We start from the raw sequence: 16952 nt of genomic DNA, 5'->3' as shown, positions 1-16952 counted from the left end.
CTCGCGGGACAGCTCCTCCAGGCCGGACACCCGACGATCACATCATCTGCACGCCGGTTGATCAAAGTGACGGACCGTCACGCATCCGACCGAACCCTTACACCGCGCGCACGACCTGAATACTTACCCTCCAACGTGGTGTCGGCCATCAGGACGACACCGTTCACGGCCAGGGTTCGTCTCGCTTCTGAGGGCCTCAGTCGGAGTCCCGCCGGGGTCAGGAGCCTCATGCCGTACCCCTGTCATATCGCATTCGGTGACAGGACAGTGATGCCACGGCAAGTACAGCGCACAATCATCGCCCCAACCAGGCCCAGCAGAGAAATAGGAGGATTGTCGTCCGCACGAACGTCTATATTGCACTGCCCTTTTACAGCCCCATAGCGCCCTGCTGTAGCGTCATGAGTGGTTCGTCCGTAGACGAAGGAGCCAGAAAAGCGTTCAGGCCGGCCCGAGTGGGGCCGGCCTGAACGGTCATGATCAGCGCAGGTCGAACCGGTCGAGGTTCATGACCTTGTCCCACGCCTTGACGAAGTCGGTCACGAACTTCTCCTTGGCGTCGTCGCTCGCGTAGACCTCCGCGACCGCGCGCAGCTCGGAGTTGGCGCCGAAGACGAGGTCGGCGCGGGTGCCGGTCCACTTGACCTCGCCCGTGGCGGCGTCGCGGCCCTCGAACGCGGTCTGGTCCTCGGACGTCGACTTCCACTCCGTGCCCAGGTCGAGCAGGTTGACGAAGAAGTCGTTGGTCAGCACGCCGGGGGTCTCGGTGAGGACGCCCAGCTTCGACTGCTGGTGGTTCGCGCCCAGGACGCGCAGGCCGCCGACGAGGACCGTCATCTCGGGGGCGCTGAGGTTCAGCAGGTTCGCCCGGTCGATCAGAAGGTACTCGGCGGGCAGCCGGTTGCCCTTGCCGTAGTAGTTGCGGAAGCCGTCCGCGCTCGGCTCGATCGCGGCGAACGACTCGACGTCCGTCTGCTCCTGCGACGCGTCCACGCGGCCCGGCGCGAAGGGCACCTCGACGTCGAAACCGGCGTCCTTGGCGGCCTTCTCGACGGCGGCGCATCCGGCCAGCACGATCAGGTCGGCCAGCGAGACCTGCTTGTCACCGCTCTGGGCGTTGAACTCCCGCTGGACGCCCTCCAGGGCGCTCAGCACCGTCGCGAGCTGGTCGGGGTCGTTGACCTCCCACCCGCTCTGCGGCTGGAGGCGGATGCGGCCGCCGTTGGCGCCGCCGCGCTTGTCGCTGCCGCGGAAGGACGCGGCCGCCGCCCAGGCGGTGGACACCAGCTGCGACACCGGCAGGCCGGTGGCGAGGATCCGCTCCTTGAGGGAGGCGATGTCCGCGGCCTCGACCAGCTCGTACGTCCGCTCGGGGAGCGGGTCCTGCCACAGCAGCACCTCGGACGGGACCTCCGGGCCGAGGTAACGCACGACCGGGCCCATGTCGCGGTGGGTCAGCTTGTACCACGCCCGGGCGAAGGCGTCCGCGAACTCGTCGGGGTTCTCCAGGAAGCGCCGCGAGATCTGCTCGTAGATCGGGTCGAACCGGAGCGCGAGGTCGGTCGTGAGCATCTTCGGCGCCTGGCGCTTCGACGGGTCGTGGGCGTCGGGGACGGTGCCCTCGCCGGCGCCGTCCTTCGGCTTCCACTGGTTGGCGCCGGCGGGGCTCTTGGTCAACTCCCACTCGTAGCCGAACAGGACCTCGAAGAAGCTGTTGTCCCACGTGGTCGGGGTGGGCGTCCAGGTGACCTCGAGGCCGCTGGTGATCGTGTCGCCGCCCTTGCCGGTGCCGTACGTGTTCCTCCAGCCGAGACCCTGCTGCTCGATCGGGGCGGCCTCGGGGTCGGCCTCCACGTGGTCGGCCGGGCCGGCGCCGTGGGTCTTGCCGAAGGTGTGGCCTCCCGCGATCAGCGCGACCGTCTCCTCGTCGTTCATCGCCATCCGGCGGAACGTCTCACGGATGTCGCGGGCCGCGGCGAGCGGGTCGGGGTTGCCGTTCGGGCCCTCCGGGTTGACGTAGATGAGACCCATCTGCACCGCGGCGAGGGGGTTCTCCAGCTCCCGGTCGCCGGTGTAGCGCTCGTCGCCGAGCCAGGTGGTCTCGGGACCCCAGTAGACGTCCTCCTCGGACTCCCACACGTCCGCACGGCCGCCCGCGTAGCCGAAGGTCTTGAAGCCCATCGACTCCAGCGCGACGTTGCCGGCGAGGATCATGAGGTCGGCCCAGGAGATGTTCTTGCCGTACTTCTTCTTGACCGGCCACAGCAGGCGGCGGGCCTTGTCGAGGTTGGCGTTGTCCGGCCAGCTGTTGAGCGGGGCGAAACGCTGCTGACCCGCGCCGGCGCCGCCGCGGCCGTCGCTGATGCGGTAGGTGCCCGCGCTGTGCCAGGCCATCCGGATGATGAGCGGGCCGTAGTGGCCGAAGTCGGCCGGCCACCAGTCCTGCGAGGTGGTCAGCACCTCGGCGATGTCCCGCTTCACGGCCGGGAGGTCGAGGGAGTTGAACGCCGCGGCGTAGTCGAACTCCTCGCCGAGGGGGTTGGCCACGGCGGGGTTCTTGGCGAGGATCCTCAGGTTGAGCCGCTCCGGCCACCACTGGCGGTTGCCGCCGCCCTGGGTGGGGTGCAGGGCGCGCTCGTGCGCGACCGGGCAGCCGCCGCCCTCGCCCTCCGTCTTCGGGTCGACAACGATCGCGTCATGGTTCTCAGTCATGGAAATCCTTCTGAATCAGCGGATCATGGGGCTCAGGAGCTGCGTGCGCTGGAACAGCCGGGGCACAGGCCCCAGTAGATGACCTCGGCCTCGTCGATGGCGAAGCCGTGGTCGTCGGAAGAGGTCAGGCAGGGGGCCTCGCCGACCGCGCAGTCGACGTCCGCGACGACACCGCAGGACCGGCACACGAGGTGGTGATGGTTGTCCCCGACGCGCCCCTCGAATCTGGCCGGGCTGCCTGCCGGTTCGATGCGACGGATGAGGCCCGCCGAGGTGAGCGCGTGGAGGGCCTCGTAGACGGCCTGGAGAGAGATGTGGCCGACGCGGTCGCGAACCCCTGACGCGATCGTCTCGACGTCGAGATGGTCACCGTGCCGGACCGTCTCCAGCAGTGCGACGCGCGCGGCCGTCACCCGCAGGCCGGCACCGCGCAGCTCCTCGGCGGCGGTCGGAGTCCTGGGTGCGGTCATGACGCCAACCTATCTCCCTAAACATGAACAGTTCAAGTCATCGAATCGTCCAAGTTTGTGACATTAAGGGCAATGTTCGCCCCAAGAGGCGCGGCGTCGAGCCATACGTGCCGCTCAGGGACCTCTGCGCCGAGTAGCGGACGTCCCTGTGGCGGGTCACGCCGCTGATCTATGGACCAATCCGGCCATACGGGCGGCCACGATCGGCTCGATGGATCGGTTATCCACAGAGCGGCGTTCGGGTGGGACGCGTGCCGCGGAAATGGCGCAGGCTGTGCACGCGGCGATCGGAGGAGCGGCCGGCGCGGTGTGCGGCCGTTCCTCCGGCACTTCCCGCGGCAGATCGCGGCCGTTCAGCGGTCCGCGTACGCAGCACCCTTCGAGGAGGAGCCATGCGTCTCACCTATCCCGTGCCCGCGCAGACCTCGTCGGTCTTCGTCGTGGTCACCGACCGTACGCCGGCCGACCTGTCGTCGGTCGTGCCCTGGCGGATGGGCCCGGCCCATCGGCGGAGCGCGAGGGAGGCGCTCGGAACCGCCCGGCTGGAGCTGGCGGAGTTCCGTTCGGCACGGTCTCCCTGGCGGCGGATGGACGTGGGCCGCGACGACCTGAAACGGGCGCGGCGTGCTCGTCACCACGTGGTGGTGACGAGCACGGCCCCCGTCGGGGAACAACCCGAGGCCGCGCAGGTCGCCCGGGCGGCCGCGCGCGGAATCGCGGAGGCCTGCCACGGCACGCTGTACGACCCGCTCGTCGGCGGGGCGGTCTACCACTGCGCCGAGTGCCCGGGGGAGCGCGAGGACTTCGATCTCGGTGACGACTGGCTGGGCTGGAGGTTGTCGTGCGCGGAATCCGCGGCCGGATGCGCGCTCGACGCCGGTGGCGCTGCCGATCCCGGCGACGGCACGGATCAGGGCACGGGTGAGGGCACGGGTGAGGGCACCGGCGACGGCGTCTGTCCGGGTGCCGATGGTGACGCGGGCGCGGGCGGATGCGCCTGTCTCGTCGCCGTGTCGCGGGGGCTGCGGCGCTTCGGGCTTCCGGAGATCATGCTGACCGGGCTCGCCTGCGTGCACAGCCTCTGCGCGGTCACCGCGCTGCGGACCGCCGCCGAAGCGCTACTGGAGGGTCACCTCACCTGGCTCTCGACGAGTCCTGCGGCGCCCTTCCGGAGCATCGATCAACGCCTGCGCGTGGCCGGCGCCGAATACGCGGTCGTCTCGGCCGGGTGGGACGAGGCAGGTCCACGTGTGGCGAGGGAGGAGTACGCGCTCGTCTCGGCCGGGTGGGACGAGGTGGATGAGCGGTTGCCCGGTCGCGCACGGGCGGGCTCTGCACCCCACCCGGGGCGGCGGCAACCGCCAGTGGTGGCCGGGGCCGAGTCCGACGCCTCGCTCGGCGGGCCGGGCCACGGCGGCCTTCTGCGTGTGCGGCTCACCCCGGTGGCCGCGGCCTGTTCCTGCCTCAGGCCCGGGCGGCCGGGCGGTCAGGACAGCGGTCGGGACAGCGGTCGGGACAGCGGTCGGGACAAGGGGAACCGCCATCCGCACCACACGCCCGGCCTGCTGGTGGCCTGACACCTGGAGCTGCGCCGGGCCGGCCGGGCATGCGACCACCGCGTGGGCGCGGTCAGCCGGGCCGGACCGGTTGCGGTTCCTCCGCGGCCCGGCTGTCGAAGGCCGCCCGCGCGGCCTCGATCTCGCCGACGTGCGTCTCCGACCACACCCGGATGCCCTCCATCAGCACGACCAGGCTGTGCCCGAGATCGCTCAGTTCGTACTCCACCCGGGGAGGAATCGTGGGATACATGGTCCGGACGACCATCCCGTCGCGCTCCATGGCGCGCAGCGTCTGGGTGAGGCTCTTCTGGGTGATCCCGTCGAGCCTGCGCCGCAGCGCCCCGAATCTGACCGGGCCGTCGCGCAGGGCGTCCACGAGCAGGCAGGTCCACTTGTTCGCGATGCTGTCCAGGACCTTCCGGGAGGCGCAGTCGCGCAGGTACGCGTCTGCCGCGCCCCGGGGAAGCAGTCGTGACATGGTTTCCACGAGGTACCTATATACCGGAAAGGTGCCTTCTTTCCATGGGATACGGGGTCGTCCACGCTTGATCGCGATGAGGGGACCGGCCACGCAGGTCGGCCCCCAGCCGATGCGGCAGTGAGGAGAAGACGATGAGAGCAGTCACGCAGTCGGCCTTCGGGGAGCCGTCCGTCCTGCGGGTGACCGAGGTGGACCGGCCCGAGCCGGGCCCGGGGCAGGTCCTGGTCAGAGTGGAGGCGGCGGCGTACAACCCCGTCGACGCCGCGGTCCGGGCGGGAGCCTTCCCCCTGCTCGGCGACCCGCCGTTCACCGTGGGCTGGGACGTGGCGGGAGTGGTCGAGGAGGCCGGGCCGGGCGTGTCCGCCTACGCTCCGGGAGACGAGGTGCTCGGGCTGCTCGGCTTCCCCGCGGCCGGCAACGCGTACGCGGAGTACGTGCTCGCCTCGCCCAACGAGATCGTCCGCAGGCCGGCCGGGCTGACGGTCCCGCAGGCGGCGGGGCTGCCGCTGGCCGGTCTCACCGCGTGGCAGGCGCTGGTCGGCATCGCCCGGATCAAGGAGGGCGACCGGGTGCTCGTCCACCGCGCCGCCGGGGGAGTGGGTCACCTCGCGGTCCAGATCGCCAAGGCGCGCGGGGCGTACGTCCTCGGCACCGCCCGGGCGGGCAAGCACGAGTTCCTGCGTGGTCTGGGCGCCGACGCCTTGATCGATTACACCGCGGAGGACTTCGTGACGGCCGCCCGGCCGGTTGACGTGGTCTTCGATCTGGTGGGCGGTGAGTACGGACCGCGCTCCGCGGCCGCCCTGAAACCGGGAGGCCTGCTGGTCTCGGCAGTGGGCGGAAACCCGGGCATCACCCCGCAGGAGGCGGCCGCGCTCGGCGTCCGGCTTCAGATCGTCTCCGTGCGTCCCTCGGCGCCCGATCTGGCGGAGCTGACCGCACTCGTCGAGGCGGGCCGGCTCACGGTCCACGTGGATCTGACCGTGCCCCTGGCCGAGGCGGCGAAGGCCCACGAGCAGGGACAGGCCGGCAGGACCACGGGAAAGATCGTGCTGGTCCCCTGACGCCTGGTGACCGGCGCGGTGCCGGGGGAACATCAGGGCGGTTTTCGTACGTCTGTGAGATGTGATTCCTTTTGGTGCCATCGACGACGAGATCCGTGACGCGAGGGACCGCGCCCGCCGCCGGGACCAGCTCATGCGGCAGCGTGCGACTCTCCTGACCCAGATCGAGGAGGTCCGTGGCGTCCTGGCGGACCTGGAACGGCAGCTCGCCAAGGAGGACCGGGACGTCGCCAAGCTGGAGCAGGGCGGCTTCGCCGGCTTCCTGGCCGGTCTGACCGGGAACAAGGAGGAGCGCCTCGCCCGGGAACGGGCCGAGGCGGTGGCGGCCCGCCAGCGCGTCGGCGGCCAGCGGTCCCGCCTGGAGTGGCTCAGCGGTGACCTGCGCACCACGGACCAGTCGCTCGCGGAGCTCGGCAACCCCCACCACGAGCTGGAGGTGCTGCTCGCGCGGAAGGAACGGATGCTGGTCGAGTCGGGTGACCCGCGCGGGCGGGAGCTCTCCGACGTCGCCGCGCGGCTCGCGAACGTGGCCGCCGACCTGCGCGAGCACGAGGAGGCGCGGCAGGCGGGGGCCGCCGCGGGCCAGGCGGTCGGCTACGTCCTGCGGCATCTCGGGGGCGCGCGGGGCGCCTCGACCTGGGACATGTTCAGCGGCGGCGGCTTCGCCGACATGGTCGAGCACGGGCACCTGCGTCAGGCCGACGAGGCGGCCTGGCACGCGCAGGGCGCGCTCGACCGGTTCTCGCGGGAGCTCGCCGACATCGGCGTCGCCGCCGCGCCCCAGTTGCCGAAGGTCGACACCCGCTGGTTCGCCGACGTCTTCTTCGACAACATCATCACCGACGCCATCAAGCACCAGCGGATCGCGCGTACGGGGGAGGCGGTGCGGGAGGTCGCCGAATGGGTGGGGGGAATGGTCGACGAACTGTCCGCCCGGTGCGGTCACCTGGCCCGGGAGCAGGAGTCCCTCGCCCGCCGCCGCGAGGAGCTGCTGAGCTCCTGACGCCCGCGCTCCCGATCGCTGCGCGCCCGGTCGTGGCGCGTCGTGCGAAGCCGGGACGATTGGCGCACACCGGGAAACGGGCGCGGGGCGAGGAGCGGCGGTCCGACCGGCTTCCCGGGCCCGCACACGGATGCGAGCATGCTCGGGTGAGCGAAGGAGGAACGGAGATGACCGGAAGTGTCACGGCGGTGAGCCGCAGCGCGACCCACACCTTCAGCAAGGCGCCTCTGGACTCGGTCAGGCTGCTGGCCGGCCTGGGTGTCGAGGGGGACGCCCACTCCGGGACCACGGTCAAGCACCGGTCGAGGGTGGCCCGCGATCCGGACCAGCCGAACCTCCGCCAGGTGCATCTCGTCCACGCCGAACTGCACGACGAGTTGCGTGACGCGGGCTTCGCCGTACGGGCGGGGGACATGGGGGAGAACGTCACGACCAGGGGCGTGGACCTGCTCGGGCTGCCCACCGGGACGCGGCTGCACCTCGGCGAGTCGGCCGTCGTGGAGGTGACCGGCCTGCGCAACCCCTGCGGCCAGCTCAACGGCTTCCAGGACGGGCTGATGAAGGCCGTGCTGGACCGGGACGAGGAAGGCAACCTGGTGCGTAAGGCCGGGATCATGGGCGTCGTCGTGACGGGCGGCGAGGTCCGGCCGGGCGACCCGATCCGCGTCGAGCTGCCCGCCGGTCCCCACCACCCGCTCCAGCCGGTCTGACGCCTCCGGCTCGCCCTCCGGCCTGAGCGAGTGCGACACCCTGCGGCATCGCCGGGCCCCGCCACGACCGGAGCCGCCCGGCGGAGGCCGGCCGGTCAGAGGATGTCGGCGAAGCGGCCGACCTGGTCCGGGTCGCGCCCGTGGCAGTACAGCATGACCTCGTCGGCGCCGAGGTCCTCGAACCGTGCGATCGCCTCGCGGATCTCGGCCGGGGTGGTGCGCATGCCGGCGACCATGTGGTCGGCCGCCTCAGTGAACCGGTAGTAGACGGCCATGGCCCGGCGCGCCTCGTCGATCACGTCCTGGGGGCCGAGCGCGGCGTTGATCTGGGCGACCATGCGCGGGGCGCCGTCCCGCCCGTGCTCCCGCCACGCCGTACGGACGGTCTCGAACAGCGGGCCGGCCCAGGAGGGCGCGGCGGCGCAGAGGAAGCCGTCACCCCAGCGGCCGACCCGCCGGAGGGCGGCGGGCTTGAACCCGCCGAAAAGGATCTCCGGGCCACCCGGACGGGCGGGCGCCGGGCCGATGGGACCGGCCCCCTCCCCGTACGGCTCGCCGGCCCAGACGCGGCGCAGGACGGCCATCTGCGCGTCGAGACGGCGGCCCCGGGTGCGGATGTCGGTGCCCGCGGCGAGGTGGTCGTCCTCGCGGCCGCCGACGCCCAGCCCGAGGACCAGGCGCCCGCCGGTGAGGCGGTCGAGGGTCGCGGCCTGCTTGGCGAGCAGGGCGGTCTCTCGCAGCGGCGCGAGGAGCACCTCGGTCTGCACGCGCACGCGGGAGGTGGCGCCGGCGAGGACGGCGAGGGCGACCAGCGGCTCGGGATTGTCGAAGACCAGACGGTCCAGCAGCCCGAGGGTGGTGAAGGGACCGGCGTCGGCGCGCCGGGCCCAGTCGAGCAGGGATTCGGGATCGGTGACGGGCAGGCCGAGACCCACGTTCATGAGTTGCCTCCGAAAGGGCGTGCGGACAGAACGTGCCGCCCTCTCAGGGCCTTCGCGATACGCTCCCCGTTCTGCGGCGTACTTCTGGGGAGTGCCCGGTTCAGAGTGGCCCGACCTTACGACGTACGCGGTCCGCCGGGCAACCGCATTCCCCCTGACGCCCGTCGTCGTCCTTCACCGCGCCGTGGCCGCGCCGGGAGACGGGCGCGGCCCGCGCCGTGAGCCGTACGGCGGATCAGTGGCCGGGCTCGTCGTGATCGTGGTCGTGATCGTGGTCGTCCTCGTCTTCCAGCATGCCGTCCGACGGCTCGACCCCGAGCATCGCCTCCCGCGGTTCGACCTCGGTGACGTGCTCGACCAGGCCGAGCACGTGATCGGGCTCGATCAGCCACTGCAGGGCCGCCGCGCCCGTCTCGTCGGAGTTGACCAGTTCGATCTGCTCCTGCCGCTCGGCGTCGTCCAGTTCGGCCTGGGGGTCGCGGATCTCGGCGAGCGCCGCCGCCTGCAGCGCGTCCACGTCGAGGACCTCGACCACCAGGTCGACGGTGAGCCGCAGATAGCGACCGGTGTCCGTTCCATCGCTCATGGTGGTGATCCTATCGGTGGGCCGTCACGGCAGCTTCCAGTCGACCGGTGTTCCGCCCTGCTGCTCCAGAAGGGCGTTGGCCCGGCTGAACGGACGGGAGCCGAAGAACCCGCTACGGGCCGACAGCGGGCTCGGGTGGGCCGACTCGACGCACGGCACCTGACCGAGCAGGGGGCGCAGATTGCGGGCGTCACGGCCCCACAGGATCGCGACGAGCGGGCCGCCGCGCTCGACCAGGGCGGTGATCGCCCGCTCGGTCACCTCTTCCCAGCCCTTGCCCCGGTGCGAGGCGGGCTTGCCCGGCATCACGGTCAGCACCCTGTTGAGCAGGAGCACGCCCTGCTCGGTCCAGGGGGTGAGGTCGCCGTTCGACGGCAGGGGATGACCGAGGTCGGCCGTGTACTCCTTGTAGATGTTGACCAGGCTGCCCGGCAGCGGCCGCACGTCAGGGGCCACGGAGAAGCTCAGGCCGACGGGGTGGCCGGGGGTGGGGTAGGGGTCCTGGCCGACGATCAGCACCCGGACCTCGCTCAGCGGCTGCCGGAAGGCGCGGAGCACGTTGTCCCCCGCCGGGAGGTACTGCCTGCCTTCCGCGATCTCCTGCCGGAGGAAGTCGCCCATGGCGGCGATGCGCCCGGCCACGGGTTCGAGGGCCTCGGCCCATCCGGTTTCCACGAGTTCCTGCAACGGACGTCCTGACATGTCCGCGGACTCTATCGGCTTTTCCGGCCCCGTACGGCCCGGCGGCGGAAAGATCGGATGCCCGCCTACCCCCGTGAAGCGGGCATCCGACGTTCTTCTCGTACAGCCTGCCACAGATGGGACGTTTCCCCGGTATGCCGATCTGATGCGGGGGTTCCGGAGGCCCCGGAAGGGGCCTCCGGCCGGCCTTATTTGACCGAACCCGCGAGCATGCCCTGCACGAAGTACCTCTGGAAGGCGAAGAACAGCACCAGCGGGACGAGGAGCGACAGGAACGCACCCGGCGCGAGGATGTCCACGTTCGTGCCGAACTGCCGCATCTGGGATTGCAGTGCCTTCGTCATCGGCTGGTTGTCGGTGTCGGCGAACACCAACGCGACGAGCAGGTCGTTCCACACCCACAGGAACTGGAAGATGCCGAGCGACGCGATCGCGGGCTTGGCCAGCGGGAACACCACGGTGACGAAGATCCGCCACTCCGGCGCGCCGTCCATCCGCGCCGCCTCCAGCAGTTCGCGCGGGATGCCCGCGAAGAAGTTGCGCAGCAGGAAGATGGCGAACGGCAGGCCGAAGGCCACGTGGAACAGCACCACCCCGAGGATCGAGCCGAAGATCCCCAGGAGGCCGTACAACTTCGCGATGGGGATCAGCGCGATCTGCACGGGGACCACCAGCAGGGCGATGACCACGAGGAACACCGTGTCCCTGCCGGGGAACTCGATCCAGGCGAAGGCGTACGCCGCCATGGCGGCGATGCCGATCACCAGCAGGGTCGCGGGCACCGTGATCAGCACGGTGTTCCAGAACGACGAGCCGAAGCCCGACGCGAGCAGGTTGGAGTAGTTCTCGACGGTGAGCTGGGCCGGCTTGGTGAACAGCGTCCACCAGCCCGACGAGTTGTTGTCGGTCTCGCCGCGCAGCGACACGACGAGCAGGCCCAGGGTCGGGAGCAGCCAGAACAGCGCGACCAGGATCAGGAAGACCTGGACCAGGCCGCCGCCCAGGCGGTCGGCGACGCGGGACACCACCCCGCGCCGGATCGAGGAGGCGGGGTTCGGCTCGACGGCCGGCTCGGCCAGGGTCGTCATCGCTCGTCCCTCCTGAACCGGCGGATGTTGAAGATCATGAAGGGCACCACCAGCAGGAGCAGGAAGATCGACAGCGCGCTACCCATGCCCTGGTTGCCGCCGCCGCCGAACGAGACCCGCCACATCTCCAGCGCGATCACGTTGGCCTGCGGCTGCACCGAGCCGGGCGCGATGATGAACACCAGGTCGAAGACCTTCAGCACGTTGATGATCATCGTGACGAAGACGACCAGCAGGACCGGCGCGAGCAGGGGGACGGTGATCCTGCGGAACACCTGCCACTCCGTGGCGCCGTCGATGCGGGCCGCCTCCAGGGCGTCGCGCGGGATCGCCGAAAGGCCCGCGGCGATGAGCACCATCGCGAAGCCGGCCCACACCCAGATGTACGCGCCGATGATCGCGGGAGTGATCAGCGACGGCCCCAGCCAGGTGATGCCGTTGAAGGGCGCGGTGAAGTTCGACTGCGGCAGCCGTACGTCGTAGGACCCGGCGGGCAGTCCGGCGAAGCGGAACGTGCCGTCGGCGGCCGTCTCGGTCGTCGCCTTGACCACCCCGCCGGAGACCGCCTCGACCGTCACGCCGGCCAGGCCCTTCTCCTGGGGGTCGACCTGGTTGAGCGTGCCTCCGCCGCCGCGTACGACGTCGAGCCACACGGTGCCGCTCAGGCCGTCCCCGCCGGTGGCGGCCTTGGCGGGCGCGGCGTCCTTGACCACGTCCTGGGTCAGGCCGACGAGCGGGATCAGCACCGGGGTCCCCGGCCGCGCCGGCTGCCGGGTCACCACCGCGCCGCCCTGCGCGACCGCGGGCGCCTGGTCGTTGTCCCGGGGCCGGGCGCCGGGATAGCCGGCGCTCGCGGAGAACGTGTCGTGGACGGTGGTGATGATGGCGTTGGCGACGCCCTTGTCCGGGTCCTGCTCGTAGACGAGGCGGAAGATGACGCCCGCGGCGAGCAGGGAGACGGCCATCGGCATGAACAGCACGAGCTTGAACGCCGTCGACCACCGGATGCGCTCGGTGAGCACCGCGAAGATCAGGCCGAGCGCGGTGACGATGACGGGGGCCACCACGACCCAGATGACGTTGTTCCTGATCGTGGTGAGCGTCCCGGAGTCGGTGAAGATCGAGATGTAGTTGCGCAGCCCGACGAAGGTGCCGCCGGTCGCGTCGTACAGGCTGCGCCAGATCGAGTAGATCAGCGGATAGATCATCCACGCGGCGAGCAGTAGCACCGCGGGCAGCAGGAACATCACCGCCAGCCGCGGCGACGGTCCCAGCCGCGCGGGCGGGGACGTCGCCGTGCGCGCCGTGGCGACGGCGCCGGGCGGGGCGGAGGTCGGGAAGCCCGCCGCCGCGGGGCCGGCGGGCGGCTCGTCCGGCGCGGCCTCGGCCGTCCCCAGGCGCGCGGACGGCTCCGCCGGGGCCGGGTCGGCGGAGCCCTGGACGGGCTCCGCGGGGGTGTCGTGCGGTCCGGAGGAGGCCCCGGCGGCGGAGTCGTCGCCGCCGGAGGCCTGCGGGCCGTCCAACCGTTCGGTCACGGCCGTCCCCCCTCTACTTCTTGAAGGCCTTGGCGGCGTCGGCCTCGAGCTTCTCCTGCGCGCCCTTCACGTCGGAGGGGTTGCGGAGGAAGTCCTGCAGGTCCTTCCACTCGCCCTTGCCGTCGGTGCCGCCGAAGGCGCTGGGGGCGAGGTCGGACATGTCGTACCGCACCGACTCACCGGCCGAGATGATCGTCTGGGCGAGCTGCTTGGTGAGGTCGTCGGGGTAGTTGTCGGGGGAGACGTTGCGGTTGGGGGAGAGGTAGCCGGGCTGCTTCGCCCAGACCTCGCCGCCCTCCTTGCTGGCCAGGAACTCGAGCAGCGCCATCGCGCCCTTGGTGTCCTTCATCGCCACACCGACGTCGCCGCCGAGGACGACGGGTGCGGTGTCGCCCGCCTTGGGGAACGGCATGATCTTGGCGTCCTCGCCGACCTTCGCGCCCGACTGCCCGACGGAGGCGGCGACGAAGTCGGCCTCGATGACCATCGCGGCCTTCTTCTGGCCGTACACCTGGGTGACGCAGGTCGGGAAGTCGGTCTGCAGCGCGCCGGACGAGCCGCCGAGCATGAACTCCTTCTTGCCGAAGATCTGCGCCATCTTCTCCAGGGCCGTCTTGACCGAGGGGTCGGTCCACGGGATCTCGTGCTTGGCCAGCTTGTCGTAGTTCTCCGGGCCGGCGGAGGAGAGGTAGACGTTCTCGAACAGGTCGGTGAGCGTCCAGCCGGAGGCCGCGCACAGGGCGAACGGCGCGACGCCCGAGTCGCTCAGCGTCTGCGCGTTCTTGATGAGGTCGTCCCAGGTGGACGCGGGCTGCGCCCCGGCGTCGTCGAAGGCGCCCTGGCGGTACCAGATGAGCGACTTGTGCGCCGCCTTGACGAGCACGCCGTAGACCTGCCCCTTGGCCGAGCCGAGATCCTTCCAGTACGGCGTGTAGTTCTGGTCGATCTGCGCCTGCACCTCGGGGCTCAGCGGCTTCAGCGCGTTCTCGTCGGCGTACTGCTGCACCAGGCCCGGCTGGGGCAGGATCGCGACGTCCGGAGGGTTGCCGCCCTCGATGCGGGGGCCGAGGTAGGCGCCGGTGTCCTCGCCGGTGGAGGCGTAGGTGACGGTGGCGCCGGTCTTCTCCTCGAACGCCTTCAGCACCTTCTCGAAGTTGGCCTGCTCGTCGCCGGTCCACTTCGCGGCGATCTCGATCTTCTCTCCCGCCAGGGGCTTGTCGCCTCCGGCGGCCGAGGGGGCGCCCGAGGCCGCCGGCGCGCTGCCGGAGCCGGTGTCGCCGCCGGAGTCGCTGCCGCACGCCGCGGCGGCGGCGAGAGCGAGGCACGCGACCATGATGGGGGGAAGTTTCCGCATATCTATCCTCCGGGCTGGATGACCTCGCCGAGCCCCTGTTTCAGGTCGGCGACGGTCTCGTCTACGGGTTTGGCGAGTGCGAGCGCGCCGGACACGGCGCTGGAGATGACCAGGCTGACCTGGTTGTAGCCGGCGGTCACCGGCCTGGGCCGCGCCGAGAGGATGGCCTCCTTGAGCACGGGCAGGTAGGGGAACCGCCTGATGAGCTCCGGGTCGTCGTACAGGTCCGCCCAGACCGGGGGGAACGACCCCTCGGTGAGGACGAGCCGTTCGTTGTCCCGGCCGGTGAAGTAGCGGATGAAGTCGAGGGCCGACTTCTGCCGCTTGGAGAACGCGCTGACGGCGAGGTTGTAGCCGCCGAGCGAGCTGGACCCGGGCCCGTTCAGGCCGGGCAGGCGGGTGACCGCGAACTTCCCGGCGAGCGGGGAGTGGGTGGCCGGTCCGTACGCGTGGGGCCAGTTGCGGGCGAACAGCAGCCGCCCCTCCTGGAAGGCGAGCCGCGACTCCTCCTCCTTGTACGTCAGCGCCTCGCGGGGGATCCACCCCTCCTTGACGCCGCCGACCAGGAAGCCGAGCGCGGCCCGCGCGCTGCCGAGGTCCATCGTGACCGTGCGGGCGTCCGGGCTGAGGATGGACCCGCCCGCCGACTGGACGGCCTCGGCGAAGTTGACGGTCAGCCCCTCGTACGGCAGGAACTGCCCGGCGTACCCCCCGATGTGATACTTCGCGCCCAGGCGCCTGGCCTGGTCGCGCAGCTCCGCCCAGGTCCTGGGCGGCTTGAGGTGCTCCTTCTTCAGGATGTCGGACCGGTAGTAGAGCAACCCGGCGTTGCTCGTGTACGGCGCCGCCCACAGCCGGTCGCGGTAAATCGCGGTGTCCGCGACCCCTCCGAGCAGTTTGTCGAGGGGGAACAGGCTGCGGTCGAGTGGCACGATCCACCCGGCGTCGGCGAACTCGGCCGTCCACATCACGTCGAGCGCGAGCACGTCGTACACGTCGTTGCGGGCCTGCAGGTTCGCCACCATCTGGGCGCGCTGCTCGTCGGACGCCTCGGGCAGTTCGAGCAGCGTGACCCGCTCGTCCGGGTGGCCCTGGTTCCACCGGTCCAGCAGCGGGCGGAGGTAGGCGGTGGTGTCGCGGCCGATCGCGAGCGTGATCGGCCCGGTGCCCCCGGTGCCGGTCGTGGGGCCGGCTCCGGTGTCCGTGAGCCCCGCGCATCCGGCCACCAGGAAGGCGGCCAGGACGGCGACGGCTCGGCGAACCATATGGCCTCCGCGTGAAAAAACGGTTACATACGTGTTAGGTAGGTGCATGCATGTTATGCATAGCGATAATGTGACCGTCAACGGATGGGCGGGTAACGCTCCGGTAACTGCTGACGGTCTGGGGGTGGGCGCGTGCGGCAGGCGCTGCTGGCGCTCCTGGCGAAGGAACCTGCCCATGGGTACGAGCTCAAACAGGCACTTGAGACGATTTTCGGCATCGCCTATCCCTCGCCCAACATCGGCCAGATCTACGTGACGCTGGGCCGGCTGGAGAAGGACGGGTACGTCCGCGCGGTCGACGTGGAGCAGGCCAACCGGCCGAACAAGAAGGTCTACTACATCACCGCGGCCGGGCGGGAGGCGCTGGAGACCTGGGTGGACGAGCCCACCGAGGGCCCCCGGGTCCGCGACGAGTTCTTCATGAAGCTCGTGCTCGCCCCGCTGACGGGCCTGGCCGACCGCATGGCCCTGGTGAACCGGCAGCGCCGGCACTACCTTTCGCTCATGAGGGACCTGGGCGAGCTGGCCGAGCTGGCCGAGCGGACCGATCCGGCCAACCGCGCGGCCCTCCTGCTCATCGAGGGCGCGATGCTCCACCTGCAGGCCGACCTCGACTGGCTGGAGCGCTGTCAGGAGGAGCTGCAGTGATCCCGCGGCCGGGCGCGCCCAGTCACGATCCGGTGCGGCGCGACGCGGGCGAGGCGGCGGCGCGACGCGGTTAGGGTGGGCGGTATGTCGGACACACCCGTCGTCCGGGTGGTCAACCTGGTCAAGATTTACCAGACCGGCGGGCTGCCCGTGCCGGCCGTACGCGGGGTCGACCTGACGGTGGAGGCGGGGGAGTTCGTCGCGGTCACCGGGCCGTCCGGATCGGGCAAGTCCACCCTGATCCACATGATCGGCGGCCTGGACACTCGGACCAGCGGCGAGATCTGGCTGGACGGCAGGCGGGCGGACACGCTGTCGGAGAGCGGCTGGGCGGTGCTGCGCCGGGAGCAGATCGGGTTCGTCTTCCAGTTCTTCAACCTCGTCGGCAACATGACCGTGGCCGACAACGTCGAGCTTCCCGCGCTGCTCGGCGGCGCCTCGCCCCGGCACGCCCGCGAGCGGCGCGAGTACCTCCTCGGCGAGCTGGGCCTGGCCGACCGGGCGGACGCCGCGCCCGCGCAGCTCAGCGGGGGCGAGCAGCAGCGGGTGGCGCTGGCCCGCGCGCTCGCCAACCAGCCCCGGCTGCTGCTCGCGGACGAGCCCACCGGCAACCTCGACAGCCGCAACACCCGCGACGTGCTGCGCCTGCTCGGGCGCGTGCACCGCCAGGGGCAGACGATCGTGCTGGTCACCCATGACGCGCGCGTCGCGAGCATGGCCGACCGCGTCGTCAGCCTGCTCGACGGCCAGATCGTCGACGACGGCGCCATCCCCCGCGTGCGCCGGCGGCCGCCCGGCGGGGCCGGGGACGTCGTCGAACTCCGGAGCTGAACC

The 16952-nt window shown here is 71.1% G+C and carries 16 protein-coding genes; 6 read left to right on the top strand and 10 right to left on the bottom strand.

Annotated elements, in window-relative coordinates:
* Positions 1–480: 480 nt before the first annotated feature.
* Both katG and HHX33_RS24775 read right to left on the bottom strand, forming a co-directional pair.
* Positions 481–2712 (bottom strand): catalase/peroxidase HPI, encoded by a 2232-nt coding sequence (gene katG / locus HHX33_RS24780; RefSeq protein ID WP_182876696.1) that lies wholly within the window; start codon positions 2710–2712, stop codon positions 481–483.
* 32 nt (positions 2713–2744) lie between these two features.
* Positions 2745–3182 carry a Fur family transcriptional regulator gene (locus tag HHX33_RS24775; RefSeq protein ID WP_138462226.1) on the bottom strand — a complete coding sequence of 146 codons (438 nt, stop codon included), beginning with the start codon at positions 3180–3182 and terminating at the stop codon, positions 2745–2747.
* A gap of 392 nt (positions 3183–3574) precedes the next feature.
* Between HHX33_RS24775 and HHX33_RS24770 the strand changes: the two genes are divergently transcribed.
* Complete coding sequence (locus HHX33_RS24770) at positions 3575–4759, top strand: hypothetical protein (RefSeq protein WP_182876695.1); 1185 nt, start codon at positions 3575–3577, stop codon at positions 4757–4759.
* Positions 4760–4811: 52 nt separating this feature from the next.
* Here the strand turns inward: HHX33_RS24770 and HHX33_RS24765 are convergent, their stop codons facing one another.
* Positions 4812–5219, bottom strand: coding sequence for a winged helix-turn-helix transcriptional regulator (locus tag HHX33_RS24765; RefSeq protein WP_117409979.1), 408 nt, complete (start codon positions 5217–5219; stop codon positions 4812–4814).
* A 134-nt stretch (positions 5220–5353) separates the two neighbouring features.
* Here HHX33_RS24765 and HHX33_RS24760 point away from each other — a divergent pair, with 134 nt between their 5' ends.
* The 3 genes from HHX33_RS24760 (at position 5354) to HHX33_RS24750 (ending at position 7999) form a co-directional block, all read left to right on the top strand.
* Positions 5354–6286, top strand: a complete 933-nt coding sequence (locus HHX33_RS24760) for an NADP-dependent oxidoreductase (RefSeq protein WP_182876694.1) — start codon at positions 5354–5356, stop codon at positions 6284–6286.
* A 61-nt stretch (positions 6287–6347) separates the two neighbouring features.
* Positions 6348–7289 carry a hypothetical protein gene (locus tag HHX33_RS24755; RefSeq protein WP_182876693.1) on the top strand — a complete coding sequence of 314 codons (942 nt, stop codon included), beginning with the start codon at positions 6348–6350 and terminating at the stop codon, positions 7287–7289.
* A gap of 167 nt (positions 7290–7456) precedes the next feature.
* Positions 7457–7999, top strand: a complete 543-nt coding sequence (locus tag HHX33_RS24750; protein ID WP_182876692.1) for an MOSC domain-containing protein — start codon at positions 7457–7459, stop codon at positions 7997–7999.
* Between the two features lie 95 nt (positions 8000–8094).
* On the opposite strand, the gene HHX33_RS24745 is transcribed toward HHX33_RS24750, so the two are convergent.
* The 7 genes from HHX33_RS24745 to HHX33_RS24715 all read right to left on the bottom strand — a co-directional run bounded on the left by HHX33_RS24745 (position 8095) and on the right by HHX33_RS24715 (position 15470).
* Positions 8095–8940 (bottom strand): LLM class flavin-dependent oxidoreductase, encoded by an 846-nt coding sequence (locus tag HHX33_RS24745; protein ID WP_182876691.1) that lies wholly within the window; start codon positions 8938–8940, stop codon positions 8095–8097.
* Between the two features lie 235 nt (positions 8941–9175).
* The gene (locus tag HHX33_RS24740; RefSeq protein ID WP_117409984.1) at positions 9176–9526 is read right to left on the bottom strand and encodes a hypothetical protein; all 351 of its coding nucleotides are present in this window, start codon (positions 9524–9526) and stop codon (positions 9176–9178) included.
* A 24-nt stretch (positions 9527–9550) separates the two neighbouring features.
* Complete coding sequence (locus HHX33_RS24735) at positions 9551–10228, bottom strand: uracil-DNA glycosylase (protein ID WP_117409985.1); 678 nt, start codon at positions 10226–10228, stop codon at positions 9551–9553.
* A 188-nt stretch (positions 10229–10416) separates the two neighbouring features.
* Positions 10417–11316 carry a carbohydrate ABC transporter permease gene (locus HHX33_RS24730; protein WP_182876690.1) on the bottom strand — a complete coding sequence of 300 codons (900 nt, stop codon included), beginning with the start codon at positions 11314–11316 and terminating at the stop codon, positions 10417–10419.
* Positions 11313–12563, bottom strand: coding sequence for an ABC transporter permease subunit (locus HHX33_RS24725; protein WP_182876711.1), 1251 nt, complete (start codon positions 12561–12563; stop codon positions 11313–11315). Before HHX33_RS24725 ends, HHX33_RS24730 begins: the two co-directional genes overlap by 4 nt.
* Before the next feature lie 301 nt (positions 12564–12864).
* Positions 12865–14205: an ABC transporter substrate-binding protein gene (locus HHX33_RS24720; RefSeq protein WP_182876689.1), complete on the bottom strand. Its 1341-nt coding sequence runs from the start codon at positions 14203–14205 to the stop codon at positions 12865–12867.
* Between the two features lie 2 nt (positions 14206–14207).
* Positions 14208–15470 carry an ABC transporter substrate-binding protein gene (locus tag HHX33_RS24715; protein ID WP_182876688.1) on the bottom strand — a complete coding sequence of 421 codons (1263 nt, stop codon included), beginning with the start codon at positions 15468–15470 and terminating at the stop codon, positions 14208–14210.
* Positions 15471–15602: 132 nt separating this feature from the next.
* Between HHX33_RS24715 and HHX33_RS24710 the strand changes: the two genes are divergently transcribed.
* Positions 15603–16118, top strand: a complete 516-nt coding sequence (locus HHX33_RS24710; protein ID WP_138462220.1) for a PadR family transcriptional regulator — start codon at positions 15603–15605, stop codon at positions 16116–16118.
* Between the two features lie 84 nt (positions 16119–16202).
* Positions 16203–16949 (top strand): ABC transporter ATP-binding protein, encoded by a 747-nt coding sequence (locus tag HHX33_RS24705; RefSeq protein WP_117410234.1) that lies wholly within the window; start codon positions 16203–16205, stop codon positions 16947–16949.
* The last annotated feature ends 3 nt before the right edge of the window (positions 16950–16952 follow it).

Source organism: Microbispora sp. H10670 (assembly GCF_014161385.1).
Taxonomy (GTDB): Bacteria; Actinomycetota; Actinomycetes; order Streptosporangiales; family Streptosporangiaceae; genus Microbispora; species Microbispora triticiradicis.
The sequence above is the reverse complement of the archived record's forward strand: the minus strand, read 5'-3'. Positions and strand labels throughout refer to the sequence as shown.